The organism is Flagellimonas amphidinii (assembly GCF_013090115.1).
GTDB classification, from domain to species: Bacteria; Bacteroidota; Bacteroidia; order Flavobacteriales; family Flavobacteriaceae; genus Flagellimonas; species Flagellimonas amphidinii.
Window position 1 is genome coordinate 194,467 of sequence record NZ_JABFNN010000039.1, and the last position, 23,154, is coordinate 217,620.

A 23,154-nucleotide genomic window follows, 5' to 3' on the forward strand; every position below is an offset into this window, starting at 1 on the left:
AAATGAATTCATTCTAGAACAAATGTAGGAAAATTTCCCAACCTACAATGCATTTCATCGATAAAATTGGCATTTTAACTTAAAAACACTTCTTTTCATCGACTACAATGCAGTTCATCGAACAGCAGCAAAAAGATAGATGGATTCGTGTTCAATCCTAATTAAACTCGATTGAACGGGTATTTTCGTCGATAAAGTGCATGGAAATCTTTACAGCATTTTCTGGCAAAAGTGTTGCTATTTTTTCTGGCCACTCTATAAAAATCCATTTATTAGAATAGAAATATTCTTCCACTCCCATATCCAAAGCTTCCATTTCTTCCTCAATACGGTAAAAATCAAAATGATACGCTAGAATCTCACCATTTTCTCCTAAATATTCGTTTACCAAGCCAAAAGTTGGACTGTTGACTTCATCAACTCCTCCCAATTCTTTTACTATGGATTTAACAAAAGTGGTCTTACCTACACCCATATCTCCATAGAAACAAAGTGTCTTATTTGGAACTGCATCAATTATTACTTTGGCAACTTTACCAATATCCTTTATTTGAAATATTGTTTTCAAGAGTGATTATTTTGCTTCCAAAACTACAAAAGGAACGATTATTTCTTCCAAAGAAACCCCTCCGTGTTGATATGTATTTCGGTAATAGCTCACATAATGGTTATAATTATTGGGGTATGCAAAAAACAAATCATTCTTGGCGAAGATATAGCTACTACTCAGATTTATATTTGGCAAATGGATATCTTGAGGGTTCTTTGTGGCCAAAACATCCTTGTTTTCATACGTTAAACTTCTACCTGTTTTGTACCGTAAATTAAGACTTGTCTCCCGGTCACCAATTACTTTTGAAGGCTGCTTCACATTTATAGTACCGTGGTCCGTGGTCAAAATCAATTTCAGACCAAGATTTTGGGCCCTTTGGATAATCTCCAATAATGGTGAATTTTTAAACCAACTTAAAGTAAGTGATCGGTATGCTTTATCGTTAGAAGCTAATTCTTTAACAACCTCCATTTCGGTTTTGGAGTGCGAGAGCATATCTACAAAGTTATATACAACAACGGTAAGGTCATTGTCTTTTTGCGTTTTGAAATTTTGGGCCAATTGCTTGCCTTGGCGCAAATTATTGATTTTATGGTACTCCCATTTCAAATCCAACCCCAAACGTTTCAACTGCTCTCCCAGAAACTCAGCTTCAAAAAGATTCTTGCCTCCTTCATCAGTATCATTTTTCCACCAATTCGGATATCTTTTTTCCATATCCAAAGGCATAAGGCCAGAAAAGAGGGCATTTCTAGCATATTGGGTGGCGGTCGGAAGTATACTGAAATAACAACCCTCTTGTTTCTTTTTGTAATGTATGCCCAAGGTTTCTTCAAAAGCAAGCCATTGGTCATAACGTAAGTTGTCAATTACTACCAAAAGAGTTTTCGAGTCCTCCAATTCAGGCTGTATTTTTTTTCTGAAAAGCGTATGCGACATTATGGGGCCTTCACCATCATGAAACCATGATTGATAATTTTTGTCCACAAACTTGCTGAACTGTAGATTGGCTTCTACCTTTTGGGATTCCAAAATTTCAAACATTCCACTGTCTTCGATCTCTTCAAGCTGTAATTCCCAATATATGAGCTTTTTGTAGAGTTCTGCCCATTCTTCACACGAGTTGACCATGGAAAGATCCATGGCTATTTTCCGAAATTCCTGTTGATAGTTAGAGGTGGTCTTTTCTGAAATCAAACGAGAATTATCCAAGCTTTTCTTGAGGGATAATAAAATTTGGTTTGGATTTACTGGTTTGATAAGGTAATCGGCAATTTTAGAGCCAATCGCCTCATCCATGATGTACTCTTCCTCACTTTTGGTAATCATGACCACAGGGATGGAAGCGTTTAGTTTTTTGATTTCATTCAAAGTTTCCAAGCCAGAAATACCGGGCATGTTCTCATCCAAAAAAACAATATCAAAAAAAGATTTTTTGATTTCTTCCAGAGCATCTTGGCCGCTCTGACTGGTAACTACCTTGTAATCTTTATTTTCTAAAAAAAGGATATGGGGTTTTAATAGGTCTATTTCATCATCGACCCATAGAATTGTAATCTTGTTCATATAGTGGTTATCTTTGCAGAATTAAATTCAACGCCCTTGGCAGAAACCAATAAGCTCAAAGTATTTAACGATCCAATTTACGGTTTTATTGGAACTCCGAATGAACTTATTTTTAATCTGATAGGCCACCCTTATTTTCAACGTTTACGTAGAATTTCTCAAATGGGGATGTCTTATTTGGTCTATCCCGGAGCACATCATACACGCTTTCATCATGCATTGGGCTGTATGCACTTGATGGCAAAAGCTATTCAAATCCTTAGACAAAAGAAAGTTGAAATAACACCTGACGAGGAAAATGGACTCTTATGTGCCATTTTGCTGCACGATATTGGACATGGTCCATTTTCCCATGCTCTAGAGGGGTTTGTCGTTAATGGGTACAGTCATGAAAGGCTTTCCTTGGAATTTATGAAGGAGCTGAATGTGCAGTCCAATGGAGAATTAGAAACTGCAATTTCTATTTTTAAGGGAGAGTATCCAAAACCTTTTATGAATCAGCTAGTCTCCAGTCAGCTGGACATGGACAGATTGGACTATCTAAAAAGGGATAGTTTTTATGCCGGTGTTACCGAAGGAAACATAAATTCTGAACGCCTTATTTCTATGCTCAATGTAATTGATGGTAATCTTGTTGTGGAAGAGAAGGGGATATATGCTGTTGAAAAATTTTTGATGGCCCGCAGATTTATGTATTGGCAAGCCTACCTTCATAAAACGGGTTTGGTAGCTGAGCAATTGTTGGTTCGCATTATGAAAAGGGCAAGGCAGCTACTCTCACAAGGTGCAAAACTAGAGGGAAGTGCTTCAATCTTATTTTTCCTTGGAGAAAATGAATGGCAAACATTAGGTTCAGATTTTTTGGAAAAGTTTGCGCAGTTGGATGATGTGGACATTCTTGGAGCCATCAAATCATGGCAATTCCATGAAGATTATGTATTGTCGCAAATAAGTCAGATGCTCTTGAACAGAAGATTGCTGCATGTAAAATTGAAAAAGAAACCTATCGACCCCATTAAGTACAGGGAAAAATTACAGGAGGTCATGCAAAAGCGCAATCTATCAGTTGAAGAAGCTTCTTTTTTTGTTTTTGAGGGGGAAATTCACAACAAGGCCTACAATGGTAACCGTCAAGCCATCAGAATACTTAAAAAAAATGGCAAGGTCACCGACGTTCTTAAAGAGTCTGATCAGCTAAGCCTTAAAGCCCTTTCCAAAACTGTGACTAAATATTACGTTTGTTACCCCAAAGAAGCCGTTTGACAAATTTTGTTACTTTTGCACCAAATGAAATTTACAGCTACCCAAATTGCCGGAATCTTAGAGGGAGAAGTTGAGGGAAATCCTCAAATAGCTGTTCATAAACTATCCAAGATAGAAGAAGGCGAAAAAGGTTCACTTACCTTTTTGGCAAATCCAAAATATACTTCCTATATCTATTCCACAAAAGCCTCGATTACCATTGTCAATAAGGATTTTGTGCCTGAACAGTCTCTTTCAACAACCTTAATTAAGGTAGAGGATGCCTATAAGTCCTTTTCCAAATTACTGGAATATTACAATCAAGTAAAAAGCAACAAAGTTGGAATAGAAAATCCATCTTTTGTTTCTGAAAGCGCTACATATGATGAAGGATTCTATTTAGGTGCTTTTTCCTATTTAGGTGAAAATGTGAAAATTGGCAAAAATGTGAAAATCTATCCTAATGTTTACATCGGGGATAATGTAACCATCGGTGACAACGTATTGATTTTTGCAGGGGCTAAAATTTATTCAGAATCTATTATAGGAAATAGTTGTGTTATTCATAGCGGAGTCATCATTGGTGCTGATGGATTTGGATTCACACCCAACAGTAGCGGTGAATACAGCAAAGTACCCCAAACGGGCAATGTTATTTTAGAAGACAATGTGGATGTAGGTGCTGGAACAACGATTGACAGGGCAACACTTGGCTCCACCGTACTTAGAAAAGGAGTGAAGCTGGATAATCAAATCCAGATTGCACACAATGTTGAAATTGGTGAACATACTGCAATAGCAGCTCAAACCGGAATTGCAGGGTCAACAAAAATTGGGAAAAATTGTCTCATTGGAGGGCAGGTAGGTATTGTTGGACATATTACAATTGGGGACAGAGTTAAAATACAAGCACAATCAGGAATTGGCAGAAATGTCAAGGATGATGAAGTGCTACAAGGATCACCAGCATTAAATTACGGTGATTACAATAAATCTTACGTACACTTTAAAAATTTACCAAAACTGGTAAACAAAATCACCGACATAGAAAAAAGTATTGAGGGTGGGCAAAACGAGCAATAAGCAACGTACCATTAAGGAAAATGTAACGCTACAAGGAGTAGGGTTGCATACAGGAGAAAACGTAACCATGACTTTTGTACCTGCAAAGGAGAACCACGGGTTTGCGTTTAAGAGAATTGATTTAGAAGGAGAACCTATCATCGAGGCAGATGCTAACTATGTTGTGAACACGCAACGAGGCACCAATCTTGAAAAAAATGGCGTTAAGATTCAAACATCTGAGCATGTTCTTGCCGCTTTGGTCGGTCTGGATATTGACAATGTGCTGATTGAGTTGGATGCCCCAGAACCACCAATTATGGACGGTTCCTCCAAATTTTTTGTGAAAGCTTTGGAAAAAGCTGGGATTGTGGAGCAAGAGCAGGACCGTGAAGAGTATGTGGTAAAAGATGTCATATCCTATAGAGATGAAGCCACTGGGAGTGAAATCACGGTGATTCCCTCAGAAAATTATCAGATAACCACCATGGTGGATTTTGGCACTAAGGTATTGGGAACACAAAATGCTACCTTAGAACAAATCTCAGATTTCAAATCTGAAATTGCCGAAGCACGCACCTTCAGTTTTTTGCATGAGCTTGAAATGCTCTTGGAACATGGCTTAATAAAAGGTGGTGACCTTAACAATGCCATTGTTTATGTGGACAAGGAAATATCCCAATCCACAATGAAAAAATTGGAGAAGGCTTTCAACAAAAAAAAGTTATCTGTAAAACCTAATGGTATCTTAGATAATCTTACGCTTCATCACCCTAACGAAGCTGCCAGACATAAGCTTTTAGATGTAATAGGTGACTTGGCTTTAACGGGAACCAGAATACGCGGTAAGGTAATTGCCAACAAACCTGGACATTTTGTAAACACTCAGTTTGCCAAAAAGTTAAAGAAAATTATCAAACAAGAACGAAGAAATTATGTTCCCGAAGTGGATTTACATGCCACTCCAGTAAAGGATATCAACCAAATAATGCAAATGCTTCCGCATAGACCTCCATTTTTGTTGGTAGATCGTATTTTGGAACTATCTGATGAACATGTAATAGGGATTAAGAATGTGACCATGAACGAACCTTTCTTCGTAGGACACTTTCCAGGAGCACCTGTTATGCCAGGAGTTTTGCAATTGGAAGCAATGGCACAAACAGGAGGAATATTGGTTTTGAGCACTGTTCCCGATCCTGAAAATTATTTGACCTATCTTTTGAAAATTGATAATGTTCGTTACAAACAACAAGTTGTTCCCGGAGATACATTGATTTTTAAATTGGATTTAATGACACCCATTAGACGTGGAATTTGTCAAATGCAGGCAAGAGCATATGCCAATGGCAGACTTGTCTCTGAGGCCGAAATAATGGCACAAATTATAAAAGTAAAAGGAGACTAATATGAATCAACCCCTTGCATATGTGCACCCTGGTGCCAAGATTGCCAAAAATGTGGTCATAGAACCATTTACTACAATCCACAATAACGTAACTATTGGAGAGGGTACTTGGATTGGTTCCAATGTGACTATAATGGAGGGTGCGCGGATTGGAAAAAATTGTAACATTTTTCCAGGAGCAGTAATTTCTGCAATGCCACAGGATCTCAAATATCAAGGAGAAGAAACAACGGTTCATATTGGCAACAATACCACAATAAGAGAGTGTGCCACTATAAATAAAGGAACTGCTGACCGAATGAAAACGGTCATTGGGAATAATTGTTTGATCATGGCTTACTGTCATGTGGCCCATGATTGTTTTGTGGGTGACGGATGCATCTTTAGCAATAATTCTACATTGGCTGGACATGTTACCATAGGTGAAAATGTTGTTTTAGCCGGGATGGTGGCCGTACACCAATTCGTTTCTATAGGCAACCATGCTTTTGTAACTGGGGGGTCTTTGGTTAGAAAAGATGTTCCTCCTTATGTGAAAGCCGCAAGGGAACCTCTTTCCTATGTTGGAATCAACTCCATCGGATTACGTAGAAGAGGATTTGTGGCTGAGAAAATCCGCGAAATTCAAAATATATACAGAATATTATATCAAAAAAACTATAATAACTCCCAAGCCGCTTCTATCATTGAGGCAGAAATGGAAGCTACACCTGAACGAGATGAAATCCTTCAGTTCATCAGGGACTCCCAGCGTGGAATTATGAAAGGTTATTTTAGTTCAAACTAAACAACTTATGGCAAATACTTCAGACATACGAAAAGGATTGTGCATCAAATACAATAATGATATTTATAAAATCATAGAGTTTTTGCATGTAAAACCAGGTAAAGGACCTGCTTTTGTTCGAACAAAACTAAAGAGTGTCACTTCAGGAAAAGTAATTGACAATACTTTTTCGTCAGGGCATAAAATTGAAGATGTAAGGGTTGAAACCCGTTCATACCAATATTTGTATCCCGAAGGAGACACTTACCACTTCATGAATACAGATGATTACAATCAAATTTCTTTGCAAAAAGATTCTTTAGATGCTCCGGATTTATTAAAAGAAGGAGAAGTTGTGACCATTATATTCAATACAGAAGATAGTATGCCACTTTCTGTTGAAATGCCCGCCAGTGTAATTTTGGAAGTAACTCATACAGAACCGGGTGTTAAGGGAAATACCGCTACAAACGCTACCAAACCCGCCACTGTTGAGACTGGCGCACGAATCAATGTGCCGCTTTTTATCAATGAAGGAGACAAAATTAAGGTGGATACGGAAAAAGGAGCTTATATAGAACGTGCCAAAGAATAATAGGGAATGAAATTTCCTAGAGCTTACACTTTAAAAGAAATCTCCGAAATCATCAATACCGAATTTGTTGGTAAGGAAGATTTTCCTGTGCTTGGCATGAATGAAATCCATGTGGTACAGCAGGGAGATATTGTTTTTGTGGACCACCCCAAGTATTATGACAAGGCATTGCAATCCAATGCAACAGTTGTGTTGATTAACAAAAAAGTCGATTGTCCAGAGGGAAAAGCATTATTGATTTCTGATGATCCCTTTAGGGATTTCAACACATTGACCCAATTTTTTAAACCGTTTGAAAGTGCCAACAGTTCAATTTCTGAAACTGCTGAAATAGGGGAAGGTACCATTATTCAACCCAATGTTTTTGTTGGAAACCATGTAAAAATTGGAAAGAATTGTATCATTCACCCCAATGTTTCCATCTATGATGGATGTATTATTGGGAATAATGTGACCATTCATAGTGGTACGGTACTCGGTGCCGACGCTTTCTACTATAAAAATAGACCCGAAGGTTTTGACAAACTCCGCTCTGGAGGTAGAGTGGTCATTGAAGACCATGTGGATATTGGAGCTTCTTGTACCATTGATAAAGGGGTAACTGGTGACACCACAATAAAAGAAGGTTCTAAATTGGATAATCAAATTCAAGTGGGACATGATACAGTGATTGGTAAAAAATGTTTGATTGCTTCCCATGTGGGGATAGCGGGTTGTGTGGTAATAGAAGATGAAGTGACCCTTTGGGGACAAGTTGGTGTAATCAGCGGAATAACCATCGGGAAAAAAGCTGTTATTTTAGCTCAATCAGGTATATCCAAATCATTGGAAGGCGGAAAAACCTACTTTGGAAGTCCTGCGGAAGAAGCCAGGGAAAAACTAAAACAAATGGCACATGCAAAGCAGATTCCAGAAATTCTACAAAAATTGAAAAAGAAATAAGAAATCAATAGACAAAAACCCATCGCAAAGTATATTTTTGCACCTAATTAACTTTAACATATGAGCGTCTTAGTAAACAAAGATTCAAAAATAATTGTACAAGGTTTTACCGGAAGCGAAGGTACGTTCCATGCAAGCCAAATGATTGAATATGGAACTAATGTTGTTGGTGGTGTAACTCCTGGTAAAGGTGGTCAAGAACACCTGGGCAAACCTGTTTTTAATACTGTAGAAGAAGCTGTTAATCAAGTTGGAGCGGATACAACGATCATTTTTGTTCCACCGGCATTTGCTGCAGATGCCATTATGGAGGCTGCTAGTGCTGGAATTAAAGTTATAATTACTATTACAGAAGGCATTCCTGTAGCCGATATGGTGAAAGCGAATGACTATATAAAAGATATGGACTGCACATTGGTCGGGCCCAACTGTCCAGGGGTAATCACTCCCGGGGAAGCCAAAGTGGGTATCATGCCCGGATTTGTCTTCAAAAAAGGGAATATTGGAATTGTGTCCAAATCTGGAACCCTTACTTATGAGGCGGCTGATCAAGTAGTACGTCAAGGATTGGGCATTACAACAGCTATTGGAATTGGTGGAGATCCTATTATCGGTACAACAACAAAAGAAGCTGTAGAGTTATTGATCAATGACCCAGAAACTGAATGTGTTGTAATGATTGGTGAAATTGGAGGTCAGTTGGAAGGTGATGCTGCCAAATGGTACAAAGAAAGTGGTAGCACAAAACCAATTGTAGGTTTCATTGCCGGTGAAACTGCTCCTGCAGGTAGAACCATGGGGCATGCTGGTGCTATTGTAGGTGGTAGCGATGATACTGCCCAGGCCAAAAAGCGCATCATGGCTGAATGTGGTATCCACGTAGTGGATTCCCCGGCAGAAATTGGTGCTAAAGTAAAAGAGGTAGTTGGGTAACCAACCGTTAAAACTATTCTAAATCCCGTGCAAAAACGGGATTTTTTTTACTCAAAACATAAAACAACTCTATATTTGATGGATAACCATCCAAACAAACCAACTATGAAATTGTTAGAAGGCAAGAATGTAATCATCACTGGAGCAAGTAGAGGAATTGGAAAAGGAATAGCTCAAGTATTTGGTCAAAATGGGGCAAATGTAGCTTTCACTTATAGTTCTAGTGAAGCTCCTGCATTGGAACTGGAAAAAGAATTGCAAGCCATGGGTGTTAAGGCAAAAGCTTACAAAAGCAATGCTGCCAGCTTTGCTGAATCTGAAGCATTGGTAAAACAAGTTTTAGAGGATTTTGATGGGGTCATTGATGTTTTGATCAACAACGCAGGAATTACCAAGGACAATTTGCTAATGCGGATGGGAGAGGAAGATTTTGACAAAGTCATCGAAATCAACTTAAAATCGGTCTTCAATATGACAAAAGCTGTGCAAAGAACCATGCTAAAACAACGCAAAGGATCAATCATTAATATGAGCAGTGTAGTTGGAGTCAAAGGAAATGCTGGTCAGACCAATTATGCTGCATCCAAAGCTGGAATGATTGGGTTTACCAAATCTGTTGCTTTGGAACTTGGTTCCAGAAATATTAGATGTAATGCTATTGCACCTGGTTTCATCGAAACAGAAATGACCGAAAAATTAGATGAAAAGACAGTTCAAGGATGGAGAGATGCCATCCCACTAAAAAGAGGCGGAAGTCCAGAAGATGTGGCAAATGCTTGCTTATTCTTGGGTTCTGACCTATCAGCTTATGTTACCGGACAAGTACTTAACGTGGACGGTGGCATGTTAACATAAACTGAATGGAAATACGCACGGTACTCCTTATTGTTCTTGCAGCGATTGCCGCGCTAATCATAGTTTTCTATCAATACTTTTATAAAAACCCAAAAAAAGGTTCACTCAGAATCTATCTTGCTTTTTTACGGTTCATTGCGTTTTTTTGCGGATTGTTGTTATTGATCAATCCAAAATTCGTTAAACACGATTATTTTCTTGAAAAGGCTAATCTAATTTTATTGATAGATGATTCTGAATCTATGTCAGAACCCTCAAATGGTAGGTCTGTTGATGAAATCATAACTAAAATTGTTGGAGATAACGAAATACAACAAAAGTATTCCATCAATTCTTATGCTTTTGGGACATCAATACAGACATTGGACTCTCTAAAATTTAATCAAAGTAATACGGATATTTATAGTGCGCTGTCCACAATCGATGAAATTTATGTAGGTAGTGAAAACAATGCCATTGTGCTGGTTACAGATGGAAATCAAACCTTGGGTCGAGATTACTCCTTTGTCAATCTTGGAAAAAACATGGCAGTCAATCCTATTGTTATTGGGGACACAACCTCTTATGATGATATTTCAATCCATCTCATCAATACAAACACTTATGCCTTTTTAGGAAATAAGTTTCCCATTGAAACCAATATCGTTTACACCGGAAAAGAATCAGTAGCCAAAACCGTAACTATAACTTTAGACCAAAATCTTGTGCATAGACAGCGATTGGATTTTGATTCTAATAACAATAGTCAAACACTTCATATTTTGGTAGAAGCCAAAAGCATTGGTTATAAATCCATTAATGTTAGTGTAGAACCGTTGGATAATGAACGTAATGTAATCAACAATAACAAAGAGACCGCCATAGAGGTAATCGATGAAAAAACAAATGTCGCCATTGTAGCTGATATGCTCCATCCAGATATTGGGGCCTTGAAAAAATCCATTGAAGCGAATGAACAACGGTCAGTAGAAGTTGTAAAACCTAATGAATTAAGTAACCCAGAAGATTTCGACATCTTCATTTTATACCAGCCCAATAGAAATTTCAAGATCTTTTATGAGTATTTAGCACAGTCAAAAGCAAGTTCCTTTACCATTGCTGGCACAGCAACCGACTGGTACTTTTTGAATCAAGCTCAAAACAGTTTTTTTAAGGAAAATGTTAATCAAACGGAAGAAATCCTTCCTAATCTCAATAAAGCATTTGGAATTTATGGCCTGGGGGATTTTGAAACGGACGATTTTCCTCCATTGGAAAGTACTTTAGGCGATATTGAAATAAAAGAAAGTTCAGAAACTATTATTTCACAGCGCATTCGTGGCGTAGATTTAGATGCCCCGCTTTTTACCATTTTGACTTCAAAACAACAAAAAGGCGCTGTTTTGTTCGGAGAAAACATCTGGAAATGGCGGGCGCAAACATATCGCAACAACCAAAGCTTTCAATCTTTTGATGATTTTATAGGAAAGCTAATGGTATACCTTACTGCTGATAGCAAGAGAGCCCGATTGGATGTAGACTTTGAAAGAGTATTTGAAAACGCTGGACTTGCAAAAATTAGAGCTGAGTATTTTGATGAAAGCTTTCAGTTTGACTCTGATGCAACGCTCACAATATCAGTTCAAGGTAAAAATAATGACTTTGTCAGGGAGTCTCCAATGTTGCTGAAAGGCAATTACCATGAAGTTGACCTTAGTGATTTGGATGCTGGAGAATATGTTTTTACCGTTACCGTAAGTGAAAAGGGGTTGCAACGTTCTGGAACATTTAAAATACTTGATTTTAATCCTGAAAAGCAATTGCTATCCTCCAATTATAATAAACTTAAAAAATTGGCAGACAACACCACGGGTACTGTATATGTACCTGAATCTATTGACGAATTGATAACCTATTTAACAACTTCAGAACAATACCGCCCCGTTCAAAAGAGCACTGAAAATGTCGTATCTTTAATTGATTTTCGATTACTGCTCGGATTGATTGCCTTGGCACTTTCCTTAGAATGGTTTATCAGAAAATACAACGGATTAATATAAAACAAACTTTAAAATGGATAGATTACCAAAAATTGCACTGCCCGCAATTGCAGTCATTATTTTTCTAATTATTATTATTTCAAAATCAGCAGTTACCATTGGCTCTGGTGAGGCTGGTGTGCTTTATAAAACTTTTGGTGGTGGTGTTGTAACCGAAAAACCACCATTAGATGAAGGATTTCACCTTGTGGCCCCTTGGAATAGGGTCTATATTTATGAAGTAAGGAGACAAGAGATTTTTGAAAAAATGAAAGTATTGTCATCAAACGGATTGGATATTCAATTGGATGCTTCCGCTTGGTACCAACCAAGTTATAACGAATTGGGGAAATTGCACCAAGAAATCGGGGAGAACTATCTACAGCGTATCATCCTACCCACAATACGATCTGCCGCCCGTAGTGTAGTGGGAAGATATACGCCAGAACAGCTCTATTCCAGTAAAAGGGACGCGATCCAACAGGAGATTTTTGAAGAGACCAAGAAAATTGTGGACAACCAATACATTGTTTTGGATGAGATTTTGGTAAGGGATGTCACCTTGCCACCTACCATAAAAGAGGCCATAGAGCGGAAATTGAAACAAGAACAGGAATCTTTGGAATATGAATTTAGATTGGTCACCGCCCAAAAAGAAGCAGAAAGACAACGTATTGAAGCCCAAGGTAAGGCAGATGCCAACAAAATATTAAGTGCTTCCCTTACAGATAAGATTCTTCAAGACAAAGGAATTGAAGCTACGCTTAAATTGGCCCAATCACCCAATTCCAAAGTGGTTGTGGTGGGATCTGGAGATGATGGCCTGCCCTTAATTTTGGGAAATAACTAAATAACCCTTTTTTGATATAAAAATATATTCTACATTTGATGCTGTAATGAGAAATAAGAACACACATCATCATTTTTATACTTGCCCTCAAGCGAGATAGAGATGTATTGTTGTTTGTAAAATATATTCTAACCCGTTTGAGAAATCAAACGGGTTTTGTTTTTCAGACCTGTTGGGTTTCCAAACAAAACTTGATAACAAGATGACAAAAATTAGAATTGCTGTACAGAAAAGTGGAAGATTGAATGAAGACTCCTTAAAAATTCTTAAGGATTGTGGTATTTCAATCGATAATGGAAAAGACCAACTCAAGGCGACGGCCAGAAACTTTCCCTTAGAGGTTTTTTATTTAAGAAATGGAGATATTCCGCAGTATCTCAAAGATGGGGTAGTGGATATTGCCATTATTGGTGAGAATGTTTTGATTGAAAAAGGAAAGGGTATTGCCATTGCTGAAAAATTGAATTTTTCAAAGTGTCGAGTCTCCTTGGCCGTACCCAAGACCATGGAATACCAGTCCGTGCAGGATTTTGAAGGGAAAAGAATCGCTACTTCCTATCCCAATACGGTAAAAGACTATTTGGATTCCAAAGGAGTAAACGTGGACATCCATATTATTAACGGTTCCGTTGAAATTGCTCCCAATATAGGTTTGGCCGATGGCATTTGCGATATTGTTTCCAGCGGTAGTACACTTTTCAAAAACAATTTAAAGGAGGTTGAAGTTATTTTAAAGAGTGAGGCGGTATTGGCGGTCTCCCCTAAAATATCCGAAGAGCGGAAAGAAATTCTCAAAAAAATTCAGTTCAGGATACAATCGGTACTTGAAGGAAGACAAAATAAATATGTGCTTTTGAACGCTCCCAATGATAAGCTGGAAAAAATTATATCCATTTTACCAGGAATGCGAAGCCCCACAGTTTTACCGCTCGCTGAAGAAGGTTGGAGCTCGGTGCATTCCGTGATCAAGAGCAACTCTTTTTGGGAGGTGATTGATGAATTGAAAGCTGCTGGTGCAGAAGGAATTCTAGTCTGTCCTATAGAAAAAATGGTGCTCTAATGTTTGATATCAGATTTTTAAAACAGGAAGAAAAGGATAGTATAGTTCCATTTTTAAAAAAGTTGGATCCAACAATCACCGAAGAAACATTACAAGAGCGATTGACCATGATGTTTCAAAATGGATACCAATGCGTGGGCGTTTTTGATGGGAATAAATTGATTGGTATTTCTGGATTATGGGTGTTGACCAAATATTATATCGGGAAACATGTTGAACCGGACAACGTTTACATTTCCAACGCATATCAAGGTCAGGGAATCGGTAATTTGATGATGGAATGGATTTTCAATTATGCAAAGTCCATTGGATGTAATGGAACCGAATTGAACTGCTATGTGGATAACAAAGCTGGACGCAGATTTTGGGAAAAACAAGGATACAAACTTGTGGGATATCACTATCAAAAGAAATTTTGAAAGAGTCATGAAGAAAGTAATATATCCAAAGAGAGAAGATTGGGAAAAGCTCTTGGAACGACCTACTCAAACCGTAGCTGATATTGAAGATATTGTTAGTCGTATTTTTTCTGAAGTACAGCGTAGCGGAGATGGTATCGTTAAAAAATACACTAAGCAATTCGATGGTGTGGAACTGAATGATTTTGAGGTAGAAGAAGAGGAAATCAGCAGAGCTACGGAGCAAATTTCCAAAGAACTGAAGGAAGCCATCACTTTGGCAAAATCCAATATTCAGAAATTCCATGCTGCCCAAAAAACAACAAAAGTCGAAGTGGAAACCTTGCCCGGAGTATTGTGCTGGCAAGAAAAAAGGCCCATTCAAAAAGTAGGTTTATACATTCCCGGAGGTACGGCCCCATTGTTTTCTACCATATTAATGTTGGCCGTTCCCGCTCAGATTGCAGGATGCAAAGAAGTGGTGCTTTGTACCCCTCCTAATGAAAAAGGAGAAGTTAATCCGGCTATTTTGTACACGGCACAGCTTTGTGGAGTGAACCAAATTTATAAAGTCGGTGGAATTCAGGCCATAGCAGCCATGACCTTTGGCACGGAATCCATTCCAAAAGTGTATAAAATCTTCGGGCCAGGAAACCAATATGTCACGGTTGCAAAGCAATTGGCCACCAAATATGGAGTTGCCATTGATATGCCGGCCGGGCCCAGTGAATTGCTCGTAGCAGCAGACGATACTGCCAATCCTGCTTTTGTGGCCTCAGATTTATTAAGTCAGGCAGAACATGGAACCGATAGTCAAGTGATTTTGGTCTCTACCTCTGAGGCCATGATCAATGCTGTGGAAAAAGAAGTTGAAACACAACTAAAAGCTCTTCCAAGAGTTGAAATCGCCGAAAAATCCATTGCTAACAGCAAGTTGATTTTGGTTAAAGATGATAAGACCGCAGTAAATCTGATCAATCAATATGGCCCAGAACACTATATAGTTTGTGTTACCAATGATGACTATTATCTGGAAAACATTGAAAATGCAGGCTCAGTTTTCATTGGAAATTATACTCCAGAAAGTGCTGGGGATTATGCTTCAGGCACCAATCATACCTTACCTACCAATGGCTATGCCAAGCAATACAGTGGAGTCAATCTGGATAGTTTCATGAAGAGCATGACTTTCCAAAAGATAACCAAGGAAGGCATCCAAGGAATTGGAAGGGCGGTTGAAATCATGGCGGAAGCTGAAGGATTACAGGCGCACAAAAATGCGGTAACGTTACGGTTAAATAGCGAAGAATGACAAAAGTATTCGATATAAATACAATTGTTAGAAAATCCGTAATCGGTTTGAAACCCTATTCTTCCGCTCGGGATGAATATGTTTCAGATGGTTCACAAATGATTTTCTTGGATGCCAATGAAAACCCATTTGAAAATGGTGTCAATCGGTATCCAGACCCTCAACAACGAAGCCTAAAAAGTATTCTTGCCCAACAAAAGGGAGTTTTGGAAAACCAAATGTTATTGGGAAATGGTAGCGATGAAGTCCTAGATCTTATTTTCAGGGCATTTTGCGAACCCAATCAGGACAATATCATCACTTTACCGCCCACCTATGGCATGTACAAGGTATTGGCTGGCATCAATGCGGTGGAAAACAGGGAGGTGCTTTTGACAACGGAATTTGGTTTGGATACGACCAAAATTTTAGATGCGGTTGATGAAAGCACCAAGTTGATCTTTATATGCTCTCCCAATAATCCCACGGGGAACATTTTTGAAAAAAAGAATATTCGGACGCTCTTGGAATCCTTCAACGGTTTGGTAGTTATTGATGAGGCTTACATCGATTTTTCAAATGAGGAAAGTTGGGTGTCTAGCTTAAAGGTGTATCCAAACCTGATTATTACCCAAACTTTGTCAAAAGCCTATGGCATGGCCGGTATTCGTTTGGGCATTTGTTGTGCTTCGGAAGCGATCATTACTATCTTGAACAAGATCAAACCACCCTATAATGTCAATCAGTTGACCCAGGGAAAAGCTTTGGAAAGGGTTCTGGATATTGAATCGGTCCAAAATGAAGTGCAATCCATTTTACAAGAACGTGCTACTTTGATCAAGGCGTTGGAAGAATTTAATTTTGTGCTGCAAACGTATCCTACGCAGGCCAATTTTGTACTGGCAAAAGTAGATAATGCCGATAAGCGTTATCAACAATTACTGCAACAGGGCGTAGTGGTAAGGAACAGGGGAAGCCAGCCTCACTGTGAAAACACATTGCGATTTACCGTAGGGACTCCAGAGGAAAACAAAAAATTAATAGCTATTCTCAAAGAATTAAAATAATGGGCAAAAAAGTACTTTTTATTGATCGCGATGGAACTATCATCAAAGAGACTTCAGATGAGCAGATAGATGCTTTTGAAAAGGTGTCGTTCTATCCCAAGGCCTTTACCTTTTTAGGGAAAATAGCCAAGGAACTGGATTATGAATTGGTCATGATAACCAATCAAGATGGTCTGGGCACCGACATTTTTCCAGAGGATACCTTTTGGCCTGTGCATGATTTCATTCTGAAAAGTTTTGAAAATGAAGGGGTGGTATTTGACCAGGTTTTCATTGACCGTACATTCCCCAATGACAATGCAGATACCCGTAAACCGGGAACAGGAATGCTCACGGGCTACTTTTCAGGAGAATATGATCTGGAAAACTCCTTTGTGATAGGAGATCGGTTGACCGATATGGAATTGGCCAAAAACTTGGGTTCCAAAGGAATTTTCATCAATGATGAAACCCATTTGGGAACATCGGAGATTACGGTCAAAAGAGAAGAATTGGATGCGTTTATCGCTCTGGAAAACAACGATTGGGAGAAAATCTATGCGTTTTTGAAGTTGGAAAATCGGGTGGCGGAAATCGCAAGAAAAACCAACGAAACTGATATCCAAATTAAATTGAATTTGGATGGAACAGGGAAAAGCACAATCAGCACAGGTTTGGCCTTTTTTGACCATATGTTGGACCAATTGGCACGGCATGGCCAAATGGATTTGGAAATAAAGGTTGATGGTGATCTTGAGGTTGATGAGCATCACACCATAGAGGATACGGCCATTGCATTGGGTGAGGTATTTTCCAAGGCTCTTGGGAATAAATTGGGGATTGAGCGCTACGGGTTTTGTTTGCCCATGGATGACTGCTTGGCACAAGTGGCACTGGATTTTGGGGGGAGGAACTGGTTAGTATGGGACGCTGAATTCAAAAGAGAAAAAGTTGGGGACATGCCGACTGAAATGTTTCTACACTTCTTCAAATCGTTTTCAGATGGTGCAAAAGCCAATTTGAACATCAAGGCCGAAGGGACCAATGAGCACCATAAAATTGAGGCTATTTTCAAGGCCTTTGCAAAATCCATCAAAATGGCGGTGAAAAGGGATACGGAGAAAATGGTATTACCCTCAACAAAAGGAATGTTATAAATAAAATCATTGTAAATGTCATATTGAGCGCAGTCAAAATGGACATAGAAATCTAGATTTCTCACTTCGTTCGAAATGACAAATGGACTTAAAATGAATATTATAATTATTGATTACGGAGCTGGAAACATCCAAAGCATCAAGTTTGCCATAAAACGGTTGGGGTTTGAAGCAAGTTTAAGTCATGATGTCGAGGAAATCCAGAATGCGGACAAGGTCATTTTTCCCGGGGTGGGCGAAGCAAGTTCGGCCATGAAAAAATTAAGGGTAACCGGACTTGACAAGTTGATTCCTAAGCTAAAACAGCCTGTTTTGGGGATTTGTCTGGGCATGCAGCTCATGTGCAATTCATCAGAGGAAGGCCATACCCAAGGTCTTGGTATTTTTGATTTGGACGTGGTGAAGTTCCCCAACACTGTGAAAGTGCCGCAAATTGGTTGGAACCAAATTTCAGGGCTAAATTCCAACTTGTTCCAAACAATACCCGATAAATCCCACATCTATTTGGTACACAGCTTTTATGCCCCTTTGGGAAAGGAGACCATTGCCATTTCCGAGTATGGATTGAGCTATAGTGCAGCACTACAGAAAGACAATTTTTATGGGGTGCAGTTCCACCCAGAAAAGAGTAGCGAGGTGGGGAGTGACATTTTAAAAAACTTTTTAACCCTTTGTTGATATGGATTTTGATATTTCCACGGATAAAAACAGGTTGGATGTTGCAAAAATTCACCAAGAGATTAAAAACAGCTATTGGGGAGGTTATAGAACTGAAGAAATGACCGTTAAGACCATTGAAAATTCCATATGCTTTGGTATCTATTCCAAAGAAGAAGAACAATTGGGATTCGCCAGGGTATTGACCGATAAAGTGGTTTTTGCCTATATCATGGACGTGATCATTTTTGAACCTTACAAAGGGAAAGGTCTTGGAAAAAAATTTGTGCAGCATATTTTGAACCTGCCAGAAATCAAAAATGTACAAACCGTAGCACTAAAGACAAAAGATGCTCACGGTTTGTATAAACCCTTTGGGTTTCATAAAGTAGGCAATTCTGATATGTGGATGGCGTTGGACAAAGCAAAATACGATTAACATGAGAGTGATTCCAGCTATTGATATTATTGAAGGGAAGTGTGTAAGGCTCTCCAAAGGCGATTACAACACCAAAAAAGTATATAATGAAGACCCGCTTGAGGTGGCCAAGGAGTTTGAGGCCCACGGAATTCAATACTTGCATTTGGTAGATTTGGATGGAGCAAAATCAAAACATATTGTCAACCATAACGTGTTGGAAAACATAGCTTCCAAAACTAACTTGAAGATTGATTTTGGTGGTGGATTGAAAACCAACGAAGATTTACATATTGCTTTTGAAAGTGGCGCAAATCAAATTACAGGAGGTAGCATTGCAGTTAAGGATGAAGAGACTTTTTTAGGATGGTTGGAAACGTATGGCTCTGAAAAAATAATACTTGGAGCAGATGCCAACAATGAAAAAGTGGCCGTTTCCGGATGGCAGGAAGAATCAGATAAAGCATTGTTGCCTTTTATTCAGACCTATCAACAAAAAGGAATACAATATATCATCTGTACCGATATCAGCAAAGATGGTATGTTACAAGGCCCTTCTTTTGATCTATATCGAAAGATTCTGGACAAAACCATGCAATGGAAAACCACCATTTCTGGAAGTGGTGTAGAAGATAAACAGGTGATAGGTGTGAATCTTATTGCAAGTGGTGGTATTTCAACTTTTGATGAGTTTCCCAGACTTGCAGAAATTGGATGCGAAGGGGTCATTATTGGAAAGGCGATTTATGAGAACAGAATCAGTTTAAAGCAGCTTGAAAACTATATATTGGGAAATGGATAAGCAAGAACAACTCTTAAAAGAATTGATTGGAAATGCTGCCTACCGTATGGAAGAGAGTCTTCGTATGATCAAGATATGTTTGGATAAACTCCCCGAAAAAGTAGTTTGGCAAAAACCTAACGAATCCACTAATAGCATTGGAAACTTGATTTTGCACCTGTGTGGCAACATCACCCAGTACGGAATCGCTTCACTTCGGAATTTGGACGATGACCGAAAAAGGGATGAAGAATTTTCAGCATCCTCTGGATACAACAAAGATGAATTGCTTCAAAAATTAAATGATACCATCACAGAAGCCAAAAATGCCTTTGTTGAAACTCCTTTGGAGGAATTACTTCGTAAACGTTCCGTACAAGGGTTTGAATTCTCTGGTATTGGAAACATCATCCATGTAACAGAACATTTGTCCTACCATACGGGACAGATTGCATTATGGACCAAAATATTGAACAATTCGGATTTAGGTTTTTATGATGGAGTTGATTTAAATACACTAAATGATGAATGACGATTTTAGAATGTAGAATATATAGGGATGAGTAACTTAAAAAAACGTACCCAAGACTTTGCCTTTAATTGCTGGTCTCTTTGTAAAAATTTCCCAAAATCTAGGGAATATGATGCTTGGGTGAGACAACTGATCAGAAGTTCAAGTTCTGTCGGTGCAAATTATAGAGCAGGTTGCAGAGCTAAATCGGATAAGGATTTCATCAATAAGTTGAAAATAGTGGAGGAAGAAGTGGATGAAAGTATGTTTTGGTTGGAAATGTTGAAAAAGACTGAAGTGAAACATCAAGAGATTATTCAAAACTTATGGAGTGAAGCCAATGAACTTCTAGCCATAACGGTTAGTTCAATCAATACAGTTCGTAAAAGGGTCTATCAATCAAAATCATAGTTCGTCATTCTAAACTCTAAATTCAATTTATGTTAACAAAACGAATCATACCCTGTTTGGACATCAAAGATGGAAGGACCGTAAAAGGCGTAAACTTTGTAGACCTTCGTGATGCAGGAGACCCGGTAGAACTGGCATCAATCTATGCTGAAGAGGGAGCGGACGAACTGGTCTTTTTGGACATTTCCGCAACGGAGGAAAAAAGAAAGACCTTGGCAGAATTGGTCTATCACGTGGCGGAGACCATTAATATTCCATTTACAGTGGGAGGTGGAATATCCTCCGTGGAGGATGTTGAAATTTTACTGAAAAATGGTGCAGACAAGGTGTCCATCAACTCTTCAGCGGTAAAAAGACCAGAATTGATCAATGAGCTCGTGGCCAAGTTCGGTTCCCAATGTATTGTAGTGGCCATTGATGCCAAACAGATTGATGGACAATGGAAAGTACATTTGGTAGGTGGAAAGGTTCCTACGGAAATCGATTTATTTGAATGGGCCTTGGAAGTTGAAAAACGAGGTGCAGGTGAAATATTGTTCACCTCCATGGATCATGATGGCACCAAAAATGGGTTTGCCAATACTGCTTTGGCCCAATTGTCACAAATGGTCAATATTCCCATTATTGCTTCTGGGGGAGCTGGAGCTGTAGCGCACTTTACGGATACCTTTAAAGAAGGAAAAGCTGATGCCGCTCTTGCGGCCAGTGTGTTCCACTTTAAGGAAATAGAAATAAATTATTTGAAAAAAGAATTGAAAAAGGAAGGAATTCCTGTAAGACTGTAACCATGAAAGTAGATTTTTCGAAAAATACGGATGGACTTGTTCCTGCCATTATTCAAGATGCAAAGACCAAAACTGTTTTGATGTTGGGTTATATGAACCAAGAGGCATTGAATGTTACGCAACAAACCAAAAAAGTGACATTTTTTAGTCGATCTAAGAACCGCTTATGGACCAAAGGAGAGGAAAGCGGCAACTTTTTGGAATTGATCGACATTAAAAGTGATTGTGACAGTGATGCTTTATTGATTTCCGTGAATCCTATTGGCCCAACGTGTCACACAGGAACAGATACGTGTTGGGCACAAGAAAATGTTCAGGAGTATGGGTTCCTTTCAGATTTGGAAAAAGTAATCGAATCAAGAAAAAGCAATCCTGAAAACCAAGATAGTTATGTGGCTTCTTTGTTTAGAAAAGGAATCAATAAAATTGCACAAAAAGTAGGGGAGGAAGCTGTGGAAACCGTTATTGAGGCAAAAGATAACGATGATGCCTTGTTTTTGAACGAAAGTGCCGATCTATTGTTCCACTATTTGATTTTGCTACAGGCCAAGGGGTTCAAATTGGAGGATATAGTACAAACACTACAAAAGCGGCACAAATAGCACAACTTAAACAAGAGCGTTAAGTTTTTTTTAAATGCCCAGCCTTTACAGGGAAATACCTTAATTTTATGTAATGGCTATGAACACAAGAAAAGGGTTTCGGTTTACCACCTACGAAGCTCCTGACCAAACTCCATTCGAAAAACTCTTCGAGATTTTTCAAGAACTCATCACACATACTTCTGGTGATGTGGAAGAAGCACTGGATTGGCTCCGGGAATTGGACAAGGAGTATGAACTTACTGATGACGATTATACCATTGATGACTTTATTGAAGATTTAAAGGCCAAAGGATTTATTCGAGAGGAATTTGATATGGATGATGGAGAACTTGGCGAAGGTGAAGAAGGAGAAGACGATGATGGTAGCGGTAATGGAACATTTTCCATTACTGCCAAATTGGAAAGGATGCTGCGTCAAAGAGCTCTAGACCAAATCTTTGGCAAAATCAAAAGAAGTGGTTCTGGTACCCATAGGACGGGAAAGTCAGGGCGAGGAGATGAGCATACAGGGGATTTTAGGGAATATCGTTTTGGAGATTCTTTAGAACACATCTCCATGACGGAAAGTCTTCGGAATGCCCAGATCAACCATGGTTTGGATGGATTTTCCTTGAATGAAGATGATTTGGTCGTGGAAGATACCCAGCACAAAGCGCAAATGAGCACGGTTTTGATGATCGACATCAGCCATAGCATGATTCTATATGGTGAGGATCGAATTACCCCCGCCAAAAAAGTAGCCATGGCATTAGCTGAATTGATTACCACTCGATACCCAAAAGACACTTTGGATATTTTGGTCTTTGGCAACGATGCTTGGCCCATTCCCATTAAAGATTTGCCCTATCTAAAGGTAGGGCCCTATCATACCAATACAGTTGCAGGGTTGCAATTGGCCATGGATATGCTCCGCAGAAAACGGAACACCAATAAACAAATTTTTATGATCACCGATGGTAAACCTTCATGTTTGAGGCTTCCCAACGGGGAATACTACAAAAATAGTGTAGGCCTGGATGATTATATTGTAGAGAAATGTTATGCCATGGCCCAACAAGCCAGAAAACTGCATATCCCCATTACTACCTTTATGATTGCTCAAGATCCTTACCTCATGCAATTTGTACGGGAATTTACTCAGGCCAACAAGGGAAAAGCTTTGTACACCGGATTAAAAGGGTTGGGGGAAATGATTTTTGAAGATTACGAACAAAATAGAAGAAAACGAATCAAAGGATAGCAAT

At 38.8% G+C, this 23,154-nt stretch carries 25 protein-coding genes; 23 read left to right on the plus strand and 2 right to left on the minus strand.

Annotation, left to right across the window (positions count from 1 at the left end; all coding sequences use genetic code 11):
- Positions 1-157: 157 nt before the first annotated feature.
- Positions 158-568, minus strand: a complete 411-nt coding sequence (gene tsaE / locus HJC33_RS12725) for a tRNA (adenosine(37)-N6)-threonylcarbamoyltransferase complex ATPase subunit type 1 TsaE (protein ID WP_171659199.1) — start codon at positions 566-568, stop codon at positions 158-160.
- 6 nt (positions 569-574) lie between these two features.
- Complete coding sequence (gene porX, locus HJC33_RS12730) at positions 575-2,119, minus strand: T9SS response regulator signal transducer PorX (RefSeq protein ID WP_171659200.1); 1,545 nt, start codon at positions 2,117-2,119, stop codon at positions 575-577.
- A gap of 36 nt (positions 2,120-2,155) precedes the next feature.
- On the opposite strand from porX, the gene HJC33_RS12735 reads away from it, so the two are divergent.
- The 23 genes from HJC33_RS12735 to HJC33_RS12845 all read left to right on the plus strand — a co-directional run bounded on the left by HJC33_RS12735 (position 2,156) and on the right by HJC33_RS12845 (position 23,150).
- Entirely contained in the window at positions 2,156-3,382 is a 1,227-nt protein-coding gene (locus HJC33_RS12735) for an HD domain-containing protein (protein WP_171659201.1), read from the plus strand.
- Positions 3,383-3,406: 24 nt separating this feature from the next.
- Entirely contained in the window at positions 3,407-4,444 is a 1,038-nt protein-coding gene (gene lpxD, locus HJC33_RS12740) for a UDP-3-O-(3-hydroxymyristoyl)glucosamine N-acyltransferase (protein WP_171659202.1), read from the plus strand.
- Positions 4,425-5,831: a bifunctional UDP-3-O-[3-hydroxymyristoyl] N-acetylglucosamine deacetylase/3-hydroxyacyl-ACP dehydratase gene (locus HJC33_RS12745; protein WP_171659203.1), complete on the plus strand. Its 1,407-nt coding sequence runs from the start codon at positions 4,425-4,427 to the stop codon at positions 5,829-5,831. The genes lpxD and HJC33_RS12745 overlap by 20 nt, the downstream gene beginning before the upstream one ends.
- 1 nt (position 5,832) lies before the next feature.
- Entirely contained in the window at positions 5,833-6,618 is a 786-nt protein-coding gene (gene lpxA / locus HJC33_RS12750) for an acyl-ACP--UDP-N-acetylglucosamine O-acyltransferase (protein WP_171659204.1), read from the plus strand.
- 7 nt (positions 6,619-6,625) lie between these two features.
- Positions 6,626-7,192 (plus strand): elongation factor P, encoded by a 567-nt coding sequence (gene efp, locus HJC33_RS12755; protein WP_171659205.1) that lies wholly within the window; start codon positions 6,626-6,628, stop codon positions 7,190-7,192.
- A gap of 6 nt (positions 7,193-7,198) precedes the next feature.
- The gene (locus tag HJC33_RS12760; RefSeq protein WP_171659206.1) at positions 7,199-8,134 is read left to right on the plus strand and encodes a UDP-3-O-(3-hydroxymyristoyl)glucosamine N-acyltransferase; all 936 of its coding nucleotides are present in this window, start codon (positions 7,199-7,201) and stop codon (positions 8,132-8,134) included.
- 60 nt (positions 8,135-8,194) lie between these two features.
- Entirely contained in the window at positions 8,195-9,067 is an 873-nt protein-coding gene (gene sucD / locus HJC33_RS12765; RefSeq protein ID WP_171659207.1) for a succinate--CoA ligase subunit alpha, read from the plus strand.
- Between the two features lie 105 nt (positions 9,068-9,172).
- The gene (gene fabG, locus HJC33_RS12770; protein WP_171659208.1) at positions 9,173-9,922 is read left to right on the plus strand and encodes a 3-oxoacyl-[acyl-carrier-protein] reductase; all 750 of its coding nucleotides are present in this window, start codon (positions 9,173-9,175) and stop codon (positions 9,920-9,922) included.
- Positions 9,923-9,927: 5 nt separating this feature from the next.
- Positions 9,928-11,961, plus strand: a complete 2,034-nt coding sequence (locus HJC33_RS12775) for a vWA domain-containing protein (RefSeq protein ID WP_171659209.1) — start codon at positions 9,928-9,930, stop codon at positions 11,959-11,961.
- 13 nt (positions 11,962-11,974) lie between these two features.
- The gene (locus HJC33_RS12780; RefSeq protein WP_171659210.1) at positions 11,975-12,790 is read left to right on the plus strand and encodes a prohibitin family protein; all 816 of its coding nucleotides are present in this window, start codon (positions 11,975-11,977) and stop codon (positions 12,788-12,790) included.
- A 202-nt stretch (positions 12,791-12,992) separates the two neighbouring features.
- Positions 12,993-13,850, plus strand: coding sequence for an ATP phosphoribosyltransferase (gene hisG / locus HJC33_RS12785; RefSeq protein ID WP_171659211.1), 858 nt, complete (start codon positions 12,993-12,995; stop codon positions 13,848-13,850).
- Positions 13,850-14,269, plus strand: a complete 420-nt coding sequence (locus tag HJC33_RS12790; RefSeq protein WP_171659212.1) for a GNAT family N-acetyltransferase — start codon at positions 13,850-13,852, stop codon at positions 14,267-14,269. The genes hisG and HJC33_RS12790 overlap by 1 nt, the downstream gene beginning before the upstream one ends.
- Positions 14,270-14,276: 7 nt before the next feature.
- Entirely contained in the window at positions 14,277-15,560 is a 1,284-nt protein-coding gene (hisD, locus tag HJC33_RS12795; protein ID WP_171659213.1) for a histidinol dehydrogenase, read from the plus strand.
- Positions 15,557-16,606 carry a histidinol-phosphate transaminase gene (gene hisC, locus HJC33_RS12800; protein WP_171659214.1) on the plus strand — a complete coding sequence of 350 codons (1,050 nt, stop codon included), beginning with the start codon at positions 15,557-15,559 and terminating at the stop codon, positions 16,604-16,606. Before hisD ends, hisC begins: the two co-directional genes overlap by 4 nt.
- Positions 16,606-17,742: a bifunctional histidinol-phosphatase/imidazoleglycerol-phosphate dehydratase HisB gene (hisB, locus tag HJC33_RS12805; protein WP_171659215.1), complete on the plus strand. Its 1,137-nt coding sequence runs from the start codon at positions 16,606-16,608 to the stop codon at positions 17,740-17,742. Before hisC ends, hisB begins: the two co-directional genes overlap by 1 nt.
- A 93-nt stretch (positions 17,743-17,835) precedes the next feature.
- A complete protein-coding gene (gene hisH, locus HJC33_RS12810; RefSeq protein ID WP_171659216.1) occupies positions 17,836-18,420 on the plus strand; it encodes an imidazole glycerol phosphate synthase subunit HisH in 585 nt (194 codons plus the stop codon).
- Between the two features lies 1 nt (position 18,421).
- Positions 18,422-18,838, plus strand: coding sequence for a GNAT family N-acetyltransferase (locus tag HJC33_RS12815; RefSeq protein ID WP_171659217.1), 417 nt, complete (start codon positions 18,422-18,424; stop codon positions 18,836-18,838).
- A gap of 1 nt (position 18,839) precedes the next feature.
- On the plus strand, positions 18,840-19,619 hold the full coding sequence (locus HJC33_RS12820) for a 1-(5-phosphoribosyl)-5-[(5-phosphoribosylamino)methylideneamino]imidazole-4-carboxamide isomerase (protein ID WP_171659218.1): 780 nt from the start codon (positions 18,840-18,842) through the stop codon (positions 19,617-19,619).
- A complete protein-coding gene (locus tag HJC33_RS12825) occupies positions 19,612-20,130 on the plus strand; it encodes a DinB family protein (RefSeq protein ID WP_171659219.1) in 519 nt (172 codons plus the stop codon). The genes HJC33_RS12820 and HJC33_RS12825 overlap by 8 nt, the downstream gene beginning before the upstream one ends.
- Before the next feature lie 27 nt (positions 20,131-20,157).
- Positions 20,158-20,520: a four helix bundle protein gene (locus HJC33_RS12830; RefSeq protein ID WP_171659220.1), complete on the plus strand. Its 363-nt coding sequence runs from the start codon at positions 20,158-20,160 to the stop codon at positions 20,518-20,520.
- A gap of 29 nt (positions 20,521-20,549) precedes the next feature.
- Positions 20,550-21,305 carry an imidazole glycerol phosphate synthase subunit HisF gene (gene hisF, locus HJC33_RS12835; protein WP_171659221.1) on the plus strand — a complete coding sequence of 252 codons (756 nt, stop codon included), beginning with the start codon at positions 20,550-20,552 and terminating at the stop codon, positions 21,303-21,305.
- A gap of 2 nt (positions 21,306-21,307) precedes the next feature.
- On the plus strand, positions 21,308-21,907 hold the full coding sequence (gene hisIE / locus HJC33_RS12840) for a bifunctional phosphoribosyl-AMP cyclohydrolase/phosphoribosyl-ATP diphosphatase HisIE (RefSeq protein WP_171659222.1): 600 nt from the start codon (positions 21,308-21,310) through the stop codon (positions 21,905-21,907).
- 73 nt (positions 21,908-21,980) lie between these two features.
- A complete protein-coding gene (locus tag HJC33_RS12845; protein ID WP_171659223.1) occupies positions 21,981-23,150 on the plus strand; it encodes a vWA domain-containing protein in 1,170 nt (389 codons plus the stop codon).
- Positions 23,151-23,154 lie beyond the last annotated feature (4 nt).